The sequence below is a fragment of the Kitasatospora azatica KCTC 9699 genome (genome assembly GCF_000744785.1).
GTDB lineage: Bacteria > Actinomycetota > Actinomycetes > Streptomycetales > Streptomycetaceae > Kitasatospora > Kitasatospora azatica.
Window position 1 is genome coordinate 2,861,167 of record NZ_JQMO01000003.1, and the last position, 15,580, is coordinate 2,876,746.

13 protein-coding genes and 1 pseudogene are annotated in these 15,580 nt (G+C 72.2%); 5 read left to right on the plus strand and 9 right to left on the minus strand.

The genetic code is table 11. The features are described from left to right. Positions 1–93 precede the first annotated feature (93 nt). The 5 genes and pseudogenes from BR98_RS23415 to BR98_RS23435 all read right to left on the minus strand — a co-directional run. Positions 94–834 (minus strand): annotated as a pseudogene (locus BR98_RS23415) (aminotransferase class I/II-fold pyridoxal phosphate-dependent enzyme); the annotation flags it as partial. A 54-nt stretch (positions 835–888) separates the two neighbouring features. After that, complete coding sequence (locus BR98_RS40475; RefSeq protein WP_035847329.1) at positions 889–1,236, minus strand: cupin domain-containing protein; 348 nt, start codon at positions 1,234–1,236, stop codon at positions 889–891. Positions 1,237–1,331: 95 nt separating this feature from the next. Then, complete coding sequence (locus BR98_RS23425; protein WP_035847330.1) at positions 1,332–1,874, minus strand: type III secretion system chaperone family protein; 543 nt, start codon at positions 1,872–1,874, stop codon at positions 1,332–1,334. Positions 1,875–2,034: 160 nt separating this feature from the next. Then, positions 2,035–4,626, minus strand: a complete 2,592-nt coding sequence (clpB, locus tag BR98_RS23430) for an ATP-dependent chaperone ClpB (RefSeq protein WP_035853599.1) — start codon at positions 4,624–4,626, stop codon at positions 2,035–2,037. Positions 4,627–4,689: 63 nt separating this feature from the next. Then, complete coding sequence (locus BR98_RS23435) at positions 4,690–5,583, minus strand: LysR substrate-binding domain-containing protein (protein WP_035847332.1); 894 nt, start codon at positions 5,581–5,583, stop codon at positions 4,690–4,692. Between the two features lie 70 nt (positions 5,584–5,653). On the opposite strand from BR98_RS23435, the gene BR98_RS23440 reads away from it, so the two are divergent. The 5 genes from BR98_RS23440 (at position 5,654) to BR98_RS23460 (ending at position 11,090) form a co-directional block, all read left to right on the plus strand. Then, on the plus strand, positions 5,654–6,775 hold the full coding sequence (locus tag BR98_RS23440; RefSeq protein ID WP_035847333.1) for an SLAC1 family transporter: 1,122 nt from the start codon (positions 5,654–5,656) through the stop codon (positions 6,773–6,775). Positions 6,776–6,918: 143 nt separating this feature from the next. Next, complete coding sequence (locus BR98_RS36605; RefSeq protein ID WP_051970112.1) at positions 6,919–7,905, plus strand: LuxR C-terminal-related transcriptional regulator; 987 nt, start codon at positions 6,919–6,921, stop codon at positions 7,903–7,905. A 153-nt stretch (positions 7,906–8,058) separates the two neighbouring features. Then, complete coding sequence (locus BR98_RS23450) at positions 8,059–8,391, plus strand: hypothetical protein (RefSeq protein ID WP_035847334.1); 333 nt, start codon at positions 8,059–8,061, stop codon at positions 8,389–8,391. A 603-nt stretch (positions 8,392–8,994) separates the two neighbouring features. After that, positions 8,995–10,032, plus strand: coding sequence for a LuxR C-terminal-related transcriptional regulator (locus tag BR98_RS23455; protein WP_157537903.1), 1,038 nt, complete (start codon positions 8,995–8,997; stop codon positions 10,030–10,032). After that, complete coding sequence (locus BR98_RS23460; protein ID WP_035847337.1) at positions 10,029–11,090, plus strand: helix-turn-helix domain-containing protein; 1,062 nt, start codon at positions 10,029–10,031, stop codon at positions 11,088–11,090. Before BR98_RS23455 ends, BR98_RS23460 begins: the two co-directional genes overlap by 4 nt. A 216-nt stretch (positions 11,091–11,306) precedes the next feature. On the opposite strand, the gene BR98_RS36610 is transcribed toward BR98_RS23460, so the two are convergent. The 4 genes from BR98_RS36610 to dnaJ all read right to left on the minus strand — a co-directional run bounded on the left by BR98_RS36610 (position 11,307) and on the right by dnaJ (position 15,512). Next, positions 11,307–11,933 (minus strand): TIR domain-containing protein, encoded by a 627-nt coding sequence (locus tag BR98_RS36610; RefSeq protein ID WP_157537904.1) that lies wholly within the window; start codon positions 11,931–11,933, stop codon positions 11,307–11,309. A gap of 726 nt (positions 11,934–12,659) precedes the next feature. Next, positions 12,660–13,703: a helix-turn-helix domain-containing protein gene (locus BR98_RS23470; protein ID WP_035847338.1), complete on the minus strand. Its 1,044-nt coding sequence runs from the start codon at positions 13,701–13,703 to the stop codon at positions 12,660–12,662. 126 nt (positions 13,704–13,829) lie between these two features. Further along, complete coding sequence (locus BR98_RS23475; protein ID WP_083976883.1) at positions 13,830–14,357, minus strand: heat shock protein transcriptional repressor HspR; 528 nt, start codon at positions 14,355–14,357, stop codon at positions 13,830–13,832. A 6-nt stretch (positions 14,358–14,363) separates the two neighbouring features. Further along, the gene (dnaJ, locus tag BR98_RS23480) at positions 14,364–15,512 is read right to left on the minus strand and encodes a molecular chaperone DnaJ (RefSeq protein ID WP_035847339.1); all 1,149 of its coding nucleotides are present in this window, start codon (positions 15,510–15,512) and stop codon (positions 14,364–14,366) included. Positions 15,513–15,580: the final 68 nt, after the last annotated feature.

A 15,580-nucleotide genomic window follows, 5' to 3' on the forward strand; every position in this document is an offset into this window, starting at 1 on the left:
CACCCACTCCGGGAGAGGGGCCAGGGACGGGCAGCGCGCCACCATCCGGCCCGGTGTTCAGCTCGCCAACAAATAGGTAGGTGATCAGGGCTTGACCCAGCCGACCTTCCATCCCGTGAAGGAGAAGGTCTTGCCGGCGGAGGAGATGGAGACGGTGCGCTCGCGCATGCCGGGCAGGGCGGCGAGGGGGTGGTGGGTGCCGGTGAAGACGAGGTGTTCGTAGACCTCGTCGGTGATCACCAGGAGGTCGTGCTCGATGGCGAGTTCGGCGATGGCGGCGAGTTCGGAGGGGTCGAGGACGAGGCCGGTGGGGTTGTGGGGGGTGTTGATGAGGAGGAGTCGGGTGCGCGGGGTGATCAGGGCGCGCAGCTCGTCCAGGTCGGGGCGGAAGGTGGGCTGACGCAGGGTCAGCGGCACCCGGACGGCGCCGGCCATGGCGATGCAGGCGGCGTAGGAGTCGTAGAACGGCTCGAAGGCGATCACCTCGTCGCCGGGCTCCAGCAGCGCGAGGAGGGCGGCGGCGATCGCCTCGGTGGCGCCGGCGGTGACCAGCACCTCGGTGTCGGGGTCGTAGCTCAGACCGTAGAACCGCTGCTGGTGCTCGGCGATCGCGGTGCGCAGCTCGGGGATGCCGGGGCCGGGCGGGTACTGGTTGCCGCGACCGTTCAGCACGGCGTCGGCGGCGGCCTGGGCGACCGAGGCAGGCCCGTCGGTGTCCGGGAACCCCTGGCCGAGGTTGATCGAGCCGGTGGCGGTGGCGAGGGCGGACATCTCGGCGAAGATGGTCGTGCCCATTCCCGCCAGCCTGCGGTTCAGCAGCGGCCTTGCGCTCATCTCGGCTCCTCACGCCTGGTAGTCGCGGCTCATCCTTGCGCTACCCGTCCGGCGTCACAAGTCCGGCTCGAAGAGGTGGAGGTCCGCGCCTTCCAGGGCCAACGCGGTGAGGCCGCTGTCGGTGCCGGAGGTGTGGTCCTCGCCGGCGGACCAGTGGACGGCGGTGCCGGCGGTGACGGGGATGCGGACGCCGTCGGGGCCGCTGACCCAGCCGGCGCCGGCGATGACGAGGAAGAGTTGGTCGACCGGTGCGGGATGGGTGCCGATGGTGCCGCCAGGGGCGATGCTGAGGCAGGTGAGATGGGTCAGGCCGGGGGCGGTGGCCAGCCGGGTCGCGTGGGCGCCGGCGCTGCGGTAGCGGTCGATCAGCCGCTCGGCCCGGTCGAAGGAGAGCAGACGCACAGGGCTCCTGTGATGGGGTGATGGGCGGAAGCGCACCGGCCCGGCTCGCCGGGAGGGCGGGCCGGGCCGGGTGAGTGGCGCAGGGGGAGGAGGGATCAGGCCTCGTCCTCGGTGCCCGTGCCGTCCTCGCCCTCGATGTCCTCCTGCAGGCCCAGGCGCTCCACGATCCACTGCTCGAAGCCGACCGCCGCCTGGGTCCAGTTGGCGGTGGTGGTGACGAAGTAGTCCAGGTTGACGCCGGTGCCGATGATCATCTGGCACTCGCCGATCAGCCGGACGATGCCGTCCTCGTGGGTGTGGGTGTAGACCTTCGGCCAGAGGGTCTCACGGTTCCACTCGTCGATCAGGTCCAGGATCTCGGACTTCTGCTCCAACGTGTACGGGCGGTCGTAGAAGGCACGGACCGCGAAAAGCTCCTTCTGGTCGCCGCGGAACATGTAGTAGACGCGGAAACCCTCCCAGGGGGCGGTGAGGTCGCCCTCCTCGTCCACCACGTGCTTGAGCTGCATCTGGTCGAGGAGCTGGGTCACCAGGGCCTGGTCCGGGACCACGATCGGCGGCGGACCGGCCGGGCGGCCGCCGCCGGCGGGGGGCTGCGGCATGCCGAAGGACGGGATCGACGACGGGTCAATGCTCACGGGGTGGTCCCTTCACAGGTGCAACGAGGGTGGCTGATGGTCGAGGGGCCGCCCTTCCATGTCTCCATCCTGCCTCATCCGGGGCCCTCGGCACAGGCTCTCCCGGAGCGGCGCCGACCCGCCGGGCGAGAAGGCGCGACGCCCGTCGGTAGCGGCCTGGTCACGCTGCCCGCACGGTGAGCCGGTCTCCCGCCTCGTCCCGCTCCACCAGCACGGTGTCGCCGTCGTGCACCTGGCCGGAGAGGATCGCCTTGGCCAGCTGGTCGCCGATCGCCGACTGGATCAGCCGGCGCAGCGGCCGGGCCCCGTAGGCGGGGTCGTAGCCGGTGAGCGAGAGCCAGTCGCGGGCGGCGGGGGTGACGTCCAGGGTGAGCCGGCGGTCCCGCAGGCGCTCGCCCAGCTTCGCCACCTGGAGGTCCACGATCCGGCTCAACTCGGCCGAGCCCAGCTGATCGAAGACCACGATGTCGTCCAGCCGGTTGAGGAACTCCGGCTTGAAGGCGGACCGGACGCTGTCCAGCACCAGCTCCTTCTTGGCCGGGTCCGGCACGGTCGGGTCCACCAGGTACTGGCTGCCGAGGTTGGAGGTGAGGATCAGGATCGCGTTGCGGAAGTCCACCGTGCGGCCCTGGCCGTCGGTCAACCGGCCGTCGTCCAGCACCTGCAGCAGCACGTCGAAGACCTCGGGGTGGGCCTTCTCCACCTCGTCCAGCAGCACCACGCTGTACGGGCGGCGGCGGACCGCCTCGGTGAGCTGGCCGCCCTCCTCGTAGCCGACGTACCCGGGCGGGGCGCCGACCAGCCGGGAGACCGAGTGCTTCTCGCCGTACTCGCTCATGTCGATCCGGACCATGGCGCGCTCGTCGTCGAAGAGGAAGTCGGCCAGGGCCTTCGCGAGTTCGGTCTTGCCGACGCCGGTGGGGCCGAGGAAGAGGAAGGAGCCGGTCGGGCGGTCGGGGTCGGCGATGCCGGAGCGGGTGCGCCGCACCGCGTCCGAGACGGCCTGGACGGCCTCGCTCTGGCCGATCAGGCGCCGGCCCAACTCCTCCTCCATCCGCAGCAGTTTGGCGCTCTCGCCCTCCAGCAGCCGGCCGGCCGGGATACCGGTCCAGGAGGCGACCACATCGGCCACGTCGTCCGGGCCGACCTCCTCCTTGACCATCGAGGCGGTGGTGTCCTCGTCCTGCGCCTTCTGCTGCGCCTCCGCCAACTCCCGCTCGGCGGCCGGGATCTCCGCGTACATCAGCTTGGAGGCCTGCTCGAAGTCGCCGTCCCGCTGGGCGCGTTCGAGGGCGCTCTGCAGTTCGTCCAGGCGTTCCTTGACCGCGCCGACCCGGTTGAGGCTCTTCTTCTCCTGCTCCCAGCGGGCGGTCAGCGCGCTCAACTGCTCCTGCCGGTCGGCCAGATCGCGTCGCAGCCGGGCCAGCCGGTCCATCGAGGCCGGGTCCGACTCCTTCTCCAGCGCCAGCTCCTCCATCCGCAACCGGTCCACGGCGCGCTGGAGTTCGTCGATCTCGACCGGTGAGGAGTCGATCTCCATCCGCAGTCGGGAGGCGGCCTCGTCGACCAGGTCGATCGCCTTGTCGGGCAGGAAGCGGGAGGTGATGTAGCGGTTGGACAGAGTGGCGGCGGCGACCAGTGCGGCGTCCGAGATCTGCACCTTGTGGTGCGCCTCGTAGCGGCCCTTGAGTCCGCGCAGGATGGCGATCGAGTCCTCCACGCTGGGCTCGCCGACCAGCACCTGCTGGAAGCGCCGCTCCAGCGCCGGGTCCTTCTCGATCCGCTCGCGGTACTCGTCCAGCGTGGTGGCGCCGACCATCCGCAGCTCGCCGCGGGCCAGCATCGGCTTGAGCATGTTGCCGGCGTCCATCGAGGAGTCGCCGCCGGCGCCCGCGCCGACCATGGTGTGCAGCTCGTCGATGAAGGTGATCACCTGGCCGTCGCTCTGCTTGATGTCGTTCAGCACGGCCTTCAGCCGCTCCTCGAACTCACCGCGGAACTTGGCGCCGGCCACCATCGCGCTCAGGTCCAGCGCGACCAGGCGCTTGCCGCGCAGCGACTCGGGGACGTCCCCGGCCACGATCCGCTGGGCCAGGCCCTCGACCACGGCGGTCTTGCCGACGCCGGGCTCGCCGATCAGCACCGGGTTGTTCTTGGTCCGACGGGAGAGTACCTGGACCACTCGGCGAATCTCCTGGTCCCGGCCGATCACCGGGTCCAGCTTGCCGTCCCGGGCGGACTGGGTGAGGTCGGTGCCGTACTTCTCCAGCGCCTTGTAGGTGCCCTCCGGGTCCGGGGAGGTGACCTTGCCGGAGCCGCGCACCTGGGTGAATGCGTCCAGCAGGGCGGTGGGGGTGGCGCCCTGGCGGGTCAGCAGCTCGGCCACCGCGCCGCCCTCGGCGGCCAGCCCGACCAGCAGGTGCTCGGTGGAGACGTAGGCGTCGTCCAGCTTGTCGGCACGGCGGCCGGCGTCCTCCAGCACCGCCAGGGTGTCGCGGCCCAGCTGCGGGGCGGCGACCGTGGAGCCCTGGGCGCTGGGCAGCGTCTTGAACTGCCGCCGGGCGGCGCCGATCAGCTCGACCACGTCCGCCCCGACCGCCTCGAGCAGCGGGCGGGCGATGCCCTCGGGCTGCTCCAGCAGGGCGAGCAGGATGTGCACCGGCCTGACGTCCGGGTTTCCCGCGCTGCCGGCCTGCCGGATCGCGGCAGACAGGGCGTCCTGCGTCTTGGTGGTGAACTTGCTCGCGTCCATGGCCACTGTGGTGTGCTCCTCCAGGTGTCGTTACCCACGTCAGTTAAGTTGAGTCTAGCGCGCTCAAGTTTTCTTTGTCAGGCTCAGCAGGTCACGGGCCGGCCCCACCGGGCGCCGCCCGGTCGGCCAGACGGCGCGCAGCGGGCGGCGCAGGTCCAGGCCGGTCAGCGGGACCTCGACCAGCCGCCTGGTGGCCAGCTCGTCGGCCACCGCCAGCTCGCTCAGGCAGACCGGCCCGGCGCCGGCCAGCGCGGCCGCCTTGAGCGCGGTGGTGGAGGCCAGCTCCAGCAGCGGGACCGCGGGGGCGGGCAGCGCGCGGTCCAGCACCTCGCGGGTGCCGGAGCCGGGCTCGCGCAGCACCAGCGGAGTCGCCGCCAGCTCCGCGCCGTCGACCGGCGAGCGGCGCCGGGCCCAGCGGTGGCCCGGCGCGACCACCACCACCAGGCGGTCGGCGGCCACCACGGCGCCGGCCAGACCGGCCGGCGCCCGGGGGCCCTCGACGAAGCCCAGGTCGGCCTCGCCCGCGAGCACCTGCTCGGCCACCGCCTGCGAGTTCGCCGTGCGCAGCACCACGGCGGTGTCCGGGCGGACGGCGCGCAGCGCCAGCAGCCAGCCCGGCATCAGGTACTCCGCCACCGTCAGACTGGCCACCACCCGCAGCCGGGCGTCCCGCGACCCGCGCAGCGCGGCGATCCCGGCGTCCAGCGCCTGCGCGGCCTCCAGCACCGGGCGGGCCCACTCGATCACCAGCAGCCCCTGCGGGGTGGGCCGCGAGCCGCGCGGGGAGCGGACCAGCAGGGCCACCCCGAGCTGGCGCTCCATGCCCTTGATCCGGCCGCTGGCGGCCGGCTGGCTGATGCCCAGTTCGGCCGCGGCCCGGCCCACGCTGCCGTGCCGGGCCACCGCGAGCAGCAGTTCCAGGGCGCTGAGCTCGGGCACCTGGGGAGAGAGAGCCATAGGGCCAGGTTATGCCCTGATAGCGAACGGACGGCTACCGGCGCGCGAAGCCCCGGCGCAGGGTGGGGGCATGACCAGCCTCGTCCTCACCCGCCCCGCGAGCCCCCGCTCCTCGACCCGCCCCGCCTTCGACCTGAGCGGGCTCGGCCCCAACTGGTACGCCGCCGTGATGGGCACCGCGATCGTGGCCAACGGCGCTGCCGCCCTGCCCTACCGGGTGCCCGGGCAGCTGGGCTTCGCCGAACTGGTCTGGGCGCTCGCGGCGGCCCTGCTGACGCTGCTGGTCGGCGCCCGACTGGTGCACCTGACCCGGCACCGGGCGGCCGCCCGCGAGCAGCTGCTGGCGAACCCGGCCACCGCCGTCTTCTACGGCTGCCCGCCGATGGCGCTGCTGGCGGTCGGCTACGGGACGCTGGCGGTCGGCGCCCGGCTGATCGGCACCGGCCCCGCGGTGGTGCTGGACGCCGTGCTGTGGACCGTCGGCACCGCCTACGCGCTGCTGGTCGCCGCCGGGATCCCGTATCTGATGATCACCCGGCACCAGCTGTCGGCGCTCAAGGCCAACCCGACCTGGCTGCTGCCCGTGGTGGCGCCGATGGTCGCGGCGGCGCTCGGCCCCGCGCTGCTGCCGCACCTGGCCGAACCGCTGCGCCCCGCCCTCTTCTACGGCTGCTGCACGCTCTTCGGCGCCAGCCTGCTGGCCGTCCTGGTGGTGCTGCCGGTGGTCTTCGCCGGGCTGGTGCACAGCAAGCTGCCCACCGTGCTGCTCACCCCCTCGCTCTTCCTGGTGCTCGGCCCGCTCGGCCAGTCCGCCACCGCCGTCAACCAGCTCGCCGACGCCGCCCACCCGGTGGCCCCGCAGCTGGCCGGCCCGGCCCTCGGCTTCGCGGTGCTCTACGGGGTGTCGGCGATCGGCTTCGCGGTGCTCTGGCTGCTGATCGCGCTGGCCGCCAACGTCCGGGCGCTGGTGCACCACCGGATGCCGTTCGGCCTGACCTGGTGGGCCTTCACCTTCCCGGTCGGGACCTGCGTGACCGGCGCGGCCGGACTGGCCAGGCACACCGGCTTCGCGGGCTTCGGCTGGCTGGCGGTGGCGCTGTTCGGGCTGCTGCTGACGGCCTGGGCGGTGGCCGCGGCCCGGACCGTGAGCGCACTGGTGGACGGCCGGCTGCTGCGCGCCGCCGTACGCTGAGCGGGTCGCGGCGCGAGCCGAGCCGGTCCCGGTGGGCGCGAGGAGTGTTCACCCACCCTCGCGCCCGCCGGGACCGACTGGCAGGATGGCCGCGGACAGTCAAGCGCGGCCGCCGTGACGGCCCGTCAGAGCATGGGGGGCAGATGGGGCAGGCGGAGCCGGGCCGACCGGCGGTGGAGCTCGCCCTCGACCCCGCCGCCCGTGAGCTCTACCTCGCCGTGGTGGCCAAGGGCGGCTGGGTGAAGTCCGCCGAGGTCCCGCCCTCCGACGCCGCCGCACTGGACCGCCTGCTCACCCTCGGCCTGCTCCGCGGCCTGCCCGGCGGCGCCTTCTACTCCGCCGTCAGCCCCCGCGCCTTCCTGCAGCGGGCCGCCGGCATGCTGCGCACCAGGGCGGTCGGCCTGTTGCGGCAGGCGGACGAGCTGCCCGCACTGCTGGACGAGCTGGCCCACGCCTACGACGCGTCGCCGCGCCGGATCGAGCGGACCGGCACCGTGGAGACGGTGCAGGACCGGGACAGCATCCGGCACCGGATCGCCCAGCTGGTCGCCGACACCGAGACCGAGATGCTCACCGCCCAGCCCGGCGGCGACCGCCCGGCCGACCACCTGGCCTGGGCGATGGCCCAGGACATCCCGTTCCTGCGCGGCGGCGGCGCGATGCGCACGCTCTACCAGCCGGTGGCCCGCACCGACCCGGCGACCAGCGCCTATGCCGCCGCCGTCACCCCGTACGGGGCCCGGATCCGGGTGCTGGACGAGGACTTCCAGCGGATGCTGATCTTCGACCGGGCGGTCGCGGTGATCCCCGCCTCCGCCGACATGGGCAGCGCCGCCTTCGTCTCCGACCCGACCGCCGTGGAGCTGATGGTCGAGCTCTTCGAACGGGACTGGCAGCGCGCCGAACGCGTCGCCTGGGGCTCGGCGCACGCCGCCCCGGACGCGGGCGCGGTGGCCGACCGGATCGCCCGGCTGCTGGCCGGCGGGCTCAGCCGGCGCGGCATCGCCAACCGGCTCGGCCTGAGCGAGCGCACCGTGGCCGCGCACATCGCCCGGCTGCGCCAGGAGTACGAGGCCGAGACCCTGTTCCAGCTGGGCTGGCTGATGCGCGGGCGCGGCGAAGGGAACTGACGCAGAGTCATCAAGTCCGCAAGCCCCGAAGTCGCCAAGTCCCTGCACGTTCACGCAGCTGCGGGAACGTGCACTGCCCGCTGCCTTGTCGTGCCCGCCCCCTTGCGCGAGCCTCTCTGCTGGGGGATGCGTGACGACGGGGAGGAGCACGTGATGGCCGGACGCTCGCACGTCCTGGTGGAGAGCCAGGCGGTCTGGGGCAAACCCGAGGCGGACCGTTTCCTGAAGGAGGCGGTCTCGCTGGCCGAGGCCGGCGACCGGGTGATCCTCTACCTGGTCGAGGACGGCGTCTTCGCCGCCGTCTCGGACGGCATCCCGGAGCTGGCCAGGCTGGTCGAGCTGGGTTCCGAGGTCTGGGCCGACGACTACTCGCTCACCCACCCCGCGCTGGCGGCCACCCGGCTCTTGCCGTACGTGCGGGTCAAGGGCGCCGAGGCGCTGGACGGCGCGGTGCGCGGCGCCGACGGGCGGGTCGCGATGCACTGAGTCCCCCGTCCCCAGCCGGTCGCGGCCGCGCCGCGGGCCCGCTGCCGACCGAGACCGAACGTTCTGCCATAGCCGCAGCTCAGCCGTGTGTGGACGGACCTTCGCAGCGGCATTCTGCACGTTCGTGCAGTTGCGGGAACTTGAAGGAGGACGGCCCTTGTCCCGTGGTCCGGCCCCTGTGAGGCTGGGGACACGCCAAGCCGCCCGGGCAACCGCAGCCCGTCGGTGGTGACTCGTTCTCCCTCGTCGCACAGGGGCAGAAGTATCTGTGGGGTGGTCGGGGGAACGCCGGGCGGTCTGCCATATGTGGTGATGGCGGCCGCTCCCGGTACCAGCGAGGCGTTGCTGCTCCGCCTCGCTGGAAGCACCTCGGATTTGGCGTAGTGAAGTGGATCCGCCCGGAGCACAGGAGACTTCGCGTCCCTGGCTCCGGGCCGGATCCGCCCACGGTGCCCGGGTGGCCCGCTCGGGGGGCGGGCGGCTTGGGCCCCGTGGTCCGGACCTGCACTCCTGATGAGATGATGCCGCCCAGGCGGTCGTTCGACCGCTTCCGGTCCAGCGCACAGGGGGGACGGGGTGTCCGACGCCACCGCGGATCCGCCCGTGCCCGCTGATGATCTGCTCGCGCCCGCCGGCGCCCCGGAGCTCGATCCCGCCGCCCGCGCCCTCTACCTGGCCGTGCTGCGCGGCGGTGGCCGACTGGCGGACCACGAGATCCCCGAGGCCGAACGCCCCGCCCTGCACCACCTGGTCGAGGCCGGCCTGCTGATCCCACAGGCGCACGCCGCCGCCTACGTCGCCGTCAGCCCGCGCGCCCTGACCGTCCGGCTCGGCGCCGAGATGCGCGCCCAGGCAGTCCGGCTGCTGGTCGAGTCGGAGAGCGTCAACGACCGCTACGGCGACCTGATCCGGGCCTACGACCGGGTCGCCGCCCCGCCCGCCGGCCGACCGGTCGCCGACTGGGTGCACGGCCTGGAGAACATCCAGAAGCGAATCTCCCAGCTGGTCTCCGAACTGCGCAACGAACTGATCACCGTCCAGCCGGGACACCGCCCGCCCGAACTGCTGGAGAGCGCGCTCGCGCAGGACCTGCCGTTCCTGCGCCGCGGCGGCACCCTGCGCACCATCTACCAGCCGTGCGCGCTGTCCGCGCCCGCCACCGTCTGCTACGCCGCCGAGGTGACCAAACACGGCGGCTGCGTGCGGATCCTGGACGAGCCGTTCCAGCGCACCTTCATCCTGGACCGCAGCATCGCCGTGATCCCCGCCGTCGAGGACTCCAGCACCGCCGTCTTCGTGGAGGACCCGGCCGTCGTCGCCCACCTGCTGCGCGTCTTCGAACGGGACTGGGAGCGGGCCGAGAGCGTTCGCTGGGCCCAGATCCGGATCGCCGAACGCTCCGCCCCGGTGGCCGGACGGGTCGGCGCGCTGCTCGCCCAGGGCCTGACCCAGCAGGGCGTGGCCCGCCGGCTGGGCATCAGCGAGCGCACCGTGGCCGGCCACATCGCCCGGCTGCGGAACCGGTACGGGGCCCGGACGCTCTTTCAGCTGGGCTGGCTGATGCGCGGGTCGAGCGATGAACCGCCGCCCGCGCTGGACGAGGAACCGTTGGACGAGGAGTCGGGGGAGAGCACGCGATGACCGAGACGAGCGGGACCGGGAGCAGCGGGCCTGAGAGCAACGGCCAGAGCGGTAGCGGCCAGAGCGGCAGCGGCACCGGGATCGGCCCGGAGACGAGCCCCCTGCCACTGCCCGGCGAGGCCGCCCGGGCGTTCTACCTGGCGGTCCTCGGCGAGGGCGGCCGACTCCGGATGGCGGAGGTCGGCGAATCCGAGCAGCCCCTGGTCGCCGAACTGCTCGAACTCGGCCTGCTGGCCGCCGAACCCGCCGACGGCGCCTACACCGCCGTCAACCCGCGCGCCGTCGGCGGCCGGCTCAGCGAGGAGCTGCGCTCGGCCGGCACCAGGCTGCTGGTCCAGGCCCAGGAGATGCCCGCGCTGCTGGAGGACCTCAGCCGCGCCTACGACCTGACCCCCCGCAAGGTCGACCGCTCCGGCGAGGTGCGCCACCTGCACGACCAGGCGGAGATCCGCCGCTGGCTCGACCAGAGGTTCGACGACGCGGAGGAGGAGATCCTCTCCGCCCAACCCGGCAACGCCCTGCCCACCTACATCCTGGCCGACTCCGCCCGCCGCACCCGCCCCTTCCTGGAACGCGGCGGCGCCGGCCGTTGCCTCTTCGAGCCCGCCGCCCGGTCCGACGGCCCCACCGCCGCCTACGTCCTGGAATCCACCGAACTGGGCGCCAGGTTCCGGGTGCTCGGCGAGTCCTTCAAGCGGATGACCATCTTCGACCGCCGCACCGCCCTGATACCCGCCACGGCGCAGTACACCAGCACCGCCATCGTCGAGGACCCGGCTGTGGTGTCGTTCCTGGTGGGCATGTTCGAACGCGACTGGTCCCGCGCCGAGCCCGTCCCCTGGAGCACCACCACCCCCGACCCCGCCGCCCTCCCGGTCCACGTCCAGGTCGGCCGCATGCTCTCCCAGGGCCTCACCCAACGCACCGTCGCCACCCGCCTGGGCCTGAGCGAACGCACCGTAGCCGGCCACATCTCCCGCCTGCGCGAGCTGTACGACGCCGCCACCCTGTTCCAACTCGGCTGGCTGATGCGCGCCGCAGCGGGGGAGCGGCGGTAGGGGCGGTAGGGGCGGCAGCCGGGCTCGGTGCCGAACTGCGCGCGGCATCGTGCGACGCACCGTCGACCAGCCCAGGGCCCGTACGGACCCGGGCACCGCAGAGTACGCGGCGTACGCGACTGCTCTGGGTGCCAGGGTCCGGATCCTCGACGAGGACTGACAGCCGACGTTCCGACAGCCGACGTTCCGTCAGCCGACGGTCAGCCGGTCAGCCGGTCAGCCGGTCGCCGCGCCCGTGCTCGGCCAGCTGCGGTACGGGTCGTGCTGCGCCTGGGCGGTGACCGGGCTGAAGTGCTCGCCGGGGGCGGTCCAGAAGCCCTCGCGCAGCGAGAGCGCCATGCCGGCCCAGTCCAGGGCGGTCTCCACGATGTGACGCAGGCTCTCCTGCGACCAGGTGTCGTCGAAGACCAGCGGCAGCACCGGGGCGACCTGCTCGATGGTGGCGATCAGCGGGTTGTGCGTGATCGCCTCGTCCACCAGCAGCACGATCGGCTTGCGCAGCGCGGAGCCCCAGCCGAGTTCCAGCGAGACCCCGGCCGACAGCGGCGAACCGACGTAGGCGAAGACCAGGTCGGCGGTCTGCATGGCACGGAAGTCCGACGGGACACGGGGTTCGGGTGCACGCCCCTCCACCGTCCACGCGTCGCTGTGGTGCGCGCTGAAGACGGCGGCGCCGCTGCGCAGCAGCGAACTGCGCAGCGCGGTCAGCCGGGTGCGGCTGGCCAGCGTCACCACGCTGTCGGCCGGCCCGGTCAGCCGCATCAGCGGCGCGGCGAGGAAGACGCGAGCCCGGCGGCCTTCGGGGGCCTGGGCTGCGTGCTGGCGCATGTAGGGCTCACTCATGGCGATGGCTCCGGGGAAGTGGACGGTCCTGCTGAGTGTGGTGTCAGAGCAGGTGAAGCAGTGCAGGGGGCGGGTGGGGCGGTCGCTGAACCGCTACGAGCCGGAGGGTGCTCGGAACCCGTTCCGCCAATTGATCGTCACTGCTGGTGGCACATGCCGTCCACAGAACCGGTGTGTCATCTCCCTGACTGGCATTTGGATGACACCGGAGTCGGGGGTGATGTCTGGCGGCGCTCCGACAAACAGGTGTCATATTTATGCCTGGCAGCACGATGACATGGGCTGCTGGACGCCTGAGCTTGCCTCTAGGCCGGAGTATGGCTTTGATAAACGATTGTTCGCGTCTACCCACCAAGGGTATGGCGGGGCGCTGACAATGTTCGTTATATCAGGTTCATGACAAGGAGGCACCGCATGCGTCGTGCACCTCGATCCGGGATTCGCGCGGTGGTGACGGCTGCTGCTGTCGGCGCAGTTCTGCTGGTGTCTGGAGCCATTGGCGTCAGCGCTGCCCAGCCGAACGATTGGAAGTGGGGCACTCTTGCGGCACCTGCCGACTACGGCTGGGGACCCACTCACGCTTTGGCCGGCGGCACGGCTGACGCCGCAGCGGTGGCATCGCCGTCCGACTACGCCTGGGGCGTCTAGGACAGCCCGCCTCCGTGGGAGTGGCCCGGCGCTGTTGTCGCTCGACGACGACGCGCTGGGCCGCCGAGTGGAGTGCCGCTAGTCCTTCTTGGTTTCCTCGTTCACGAGAACCTCGCCCTCGTCGTCCCGGTAGAGGCTTCCCGGGGCACTGAGCGCCATCCGCCAGCCGAGCTGGAAGAGTGTCTCCGACCCGTACTCCTCGCGGAACTCGGCGATGTGCCGGGCAAGGGTCCGCTCACTGATGCCCAGGTTCCGGGCGATGACCCGGTGGCCGACCCCTTGGATCATCATGCGCAGGATATTGGTGCGCAGCCGGGATATGACCTCGGGCGGGACCTCGGCTGCCCCCAGAAACGGGCTGGACCGCTCCCACAGGCGCTCGAACGAGTCCAGCATGTAGGCGACGACACCCGGGTCACTGACGAAGGCGGCCTTCTCGGTGTCGCCCTGAACGGGTATCACGGCGACCCGGCGATCGATGATGATGAGTCGGGTGAACGGCTCCTCCAAGGTCCTGACCTCGGCGCCCTCTTCCGTCATGCGCTCGACGTACTGCCTGGTCGGGGCCGAGTAGCGGGCACTGGGGTGGTAGACGATCCGCCGCGCGACGCCCCGGCGGATCAGCGACAGGTCGCCCTCCATCACCTCCTGCACCAGGGACTGGCGCCGGCTCCCGCCCGGTTGGGCGGTCAGGACCTCCCGCTCGGCGCCGTCGACCAGAGTGCTCACCCGCTGGTTGATCTCAACCAGTCCGTGGATGTGCTCCACCGGACCACCCGGATGGAATTGCTGATCCAGGGACTGATAAGCGTGACTCAAGTCCTGCATGGCAGCTGGTATGGATACCGCCTGAGAGAGCAGAGAAAGAGCCTGCTTCTGCCAGGCAGAACTGAGGCGGTTGGCCAACCGATTCGGATCAGTGGCGGTCACCACCGAGGTTTTTCCTTGGCCCAGAACCAATAGACCGAGTTCGGCGAGTTCCGTGTACGGGCCACCGAGTTGCGTCTCGTCGACCTCGATACTTCCACCCGCGGCGATGACCCGGAGATACAGGGACTTCGCCTCCGCTGACACGAAGTCGACGTGCTCCTTCTCCACCTCGGCCCCGCCTGTCGAACTCATCCCTTGGCTCCCCCTCCCGGGAAAAGTCGTTACTGCTGCAGTTGGCAGCACTCTACGCAAGTGCGGGAGCGCTTGGCACCCCACCAACCGATGGGGTGCCAAGCGCTCCTGTCAGGCTTGCCTTCGCTACCGCCGAGGCCGCCACACCACCAGCGCGCTCGACTGGGTCGCCGGCTGGTACGGCACCAGATCCCGCCGGTACGAGGCGTGCACCGCGGCCTCGCGGGCCTGCAGGGCGGCGCCGGCGCCCTCCACCGCGGCGGCGAGTTCGGCGACCCGGGACTGCAGGGCGGCGACCTGGTTCTCGAGTTCGATGATGCGCTTGATCCCGGCCAGGTTGATGCCCTCGTCCTGGGAGAGGCGCTGGACCTCGCGCAGCTGCTGGATGTCGCGGGCCGAGTAGCGCCGGCCGCCGCCGCCGGTGCGGTCGGGGCAGACCAGGCCGAGGCGGTCGTACTGGCGCAGGGTCTGCGGGTGCAGGCCGGAGAGCTCGGCGGCCACCGAGATCACGTAGACCGGGGTCTCCTCGGTGAGCACGTAGCTCGGCCCGGCCGAGGCGGCCGTGCGGCGGGGGCGGGGCGAGGGGCCGCCGGGCAGGCCCTCGCCGAGGCCTGCGCCGATGCCGGGTCCCGTGCCGGATTCAGCGGGGGTCATGTCAGGTCACGCTCCCTCCGCCGCCTTGAAGAGGGCGGCTCGCGGGTCCTCGGATGCGGTGGCGTCGCGGTACTGCTCCAGAGCGTTCAGGGCATCCCCGGTGGTCTGCTGGGGCACCGTCACCTCGACGGTGACCAGCAGGTCGCCCCGGGTGCCGTCCTTGCGGGTGGCGCCCTTGCCGCGGGCCCGCAGGGTCAGGCCGTTGGCGCTCCCGGCCGGCAGCCGCAGCTTCACGGCCGGGCCGTTCAGGGTGGGGACGTCGATGGTGCCACCGAGTGCGGCCTCGGGGAAGGAGACCGGCACGGTCACGGTGAGGTTGTCGCCCTTGCGGCCGAAGACCGGGTGGCTGGAGACGTGCACGGTGACGTAGAGGTCGCCGGGCTGGCCGCCGCGCTCGCCCTGGGCGCCCTTGCCCTTGAGCCGGATCCGCTGGGCGTCCTGGACCCCGGCCGGGATCCGGACCTGCATGGTGCGGGCCGAGCTGGCCCGGCCGCTGCCGTGGCAGTCGGGGCAGGGGTCGTCGACGATCATGCCGCGGCCCTTGCAGTCCCGGCAGGGCTCGGAGAGCGCGAAGGCGCCCTGGCCCCGGCTCACCGTGCCGGCGCCGACGCAGGTCGGGCAGACCCGGGGGGTGGTGCCGGCCTTGGCACCGGTGCCGGCGCAGGTCCGGCAGGCGGCCTGGCTGGTCATCCGCAGCGGGACGGTGGCGCCGTCCACCGCCTCCTCGAAGCTGAGCGTCACCTCGGTCTCGACGTCCGCGCCGCGGCGGGGCTGGGCCTGCCGGCCGCCGCGGTTGAACAGCCCGCCGAAGACATCGCCGATGCCGCCGCCGCTGCTGGTCTGGGAGCCGCTGAACAGGTCACCGAAGTCGAAGCTGTAGCCGTTGCCGCCGGCGCCCGGGGTGCGCATGCCGCCGGGGCCGAAGAGGCTGCGGGCCTCGTCGTACTCCTTGCGGCGCTTCTCGTCGGAGAGGACGTCGTAGGCCTCGGAGATGTCCTTGAAGCGGTCCTCCGCCTTGACGTCGCCCTTGTTGGCGTCCGGGTGGAACTCCCGGGCGAGCTTGCGGTAGGTCTTCTTGATCTCGGCGGTGGTGGCGTCCTTGGGCACGCCGAGGACCTTGTAGTAGTCCTTCTCCACGTAGTCCTTCGTGCTCATGGCTGCCGCCACCTCCCATTCGTAATCACTGATACGGCACTGCGGAGCCGCACGTCACCAGAGGCGAC

Excerpts from the sequence above, each read along its gene's own strand:
- BR98_RS36610 (WP_157537904.1), bottom strand. The coding sequence starts at position 11,933 with ATGAGTGAGCCCTACATGCGCCAGCACGCAGCCCAGGCCCCCGAAGGC.
- dnaJ (WP_035847339.1), bottom strand. The coding sequence starts at position 15,512 with ATGAGCACGAAGGACTACGTGGAGAAGGACTACTACAAGGTCCTCGGC.
- BR98_RS23440 (WP_035847333.1), top strand. The coding sequence starts at position 5,654 with ATGACCAGCCTCGTCCTCACCCGCCCCGCGAGCCCCCGCTCCTCGACC.
- BR98_RS23460 (WP_035847337.1), top strand. The coding sequence starts at position 10,029 with ATGACCGAGACGAGCGGGACCGGGAGCAGCGGGCCTGAGAGCAACGGC.
- BR98_RS23435 (WP_035847332.1), bottom strand. The coding sequence starts at position 5,583 with ATGGCTCTCTCTCCCCAGGTGCCCGAGCTCAGCGCCCTGGAACTGCTG.
- BR98_RS36605 (WP_051970112.1), top strand. The coding sequence starts at position 6,919 with ATGGGGCAGGCGGAGCCGGGCCGACCGGCGGTGGAGCTCGCCCTCGAC.
- BR98_RS23470 (WP_035847338.1), bottom strand. The coding sequence starts at position 13,703 with ATGAGTTCGACAGGCGGGGCCGAGGTGGAGAAGGAGCACGTCGACTTC.
- BR98_RS23450 (WP_035847334.1), top strand. The coding sequence starts at position 8,059 with ATGGCCGGACGCTCGCACGTCCTGGTGGAGAGCCAGGCGGTCTGGGGC.
- clpB (WP_035853599.1), bottom strand. The coding sequence starts at position 4,626 with ATGGACGCGAGCAAGTTCACCACCAAGACGCAGGACGCCCTGTCTGCC.
- BR98_RS23475 (WP_083976883.1), bottom strand. The coding sequence starts at position 14,357 with ATGACCCCCGCTGAATCCGGCACGGGACCCGGCATCGGCGCAGGCCTC.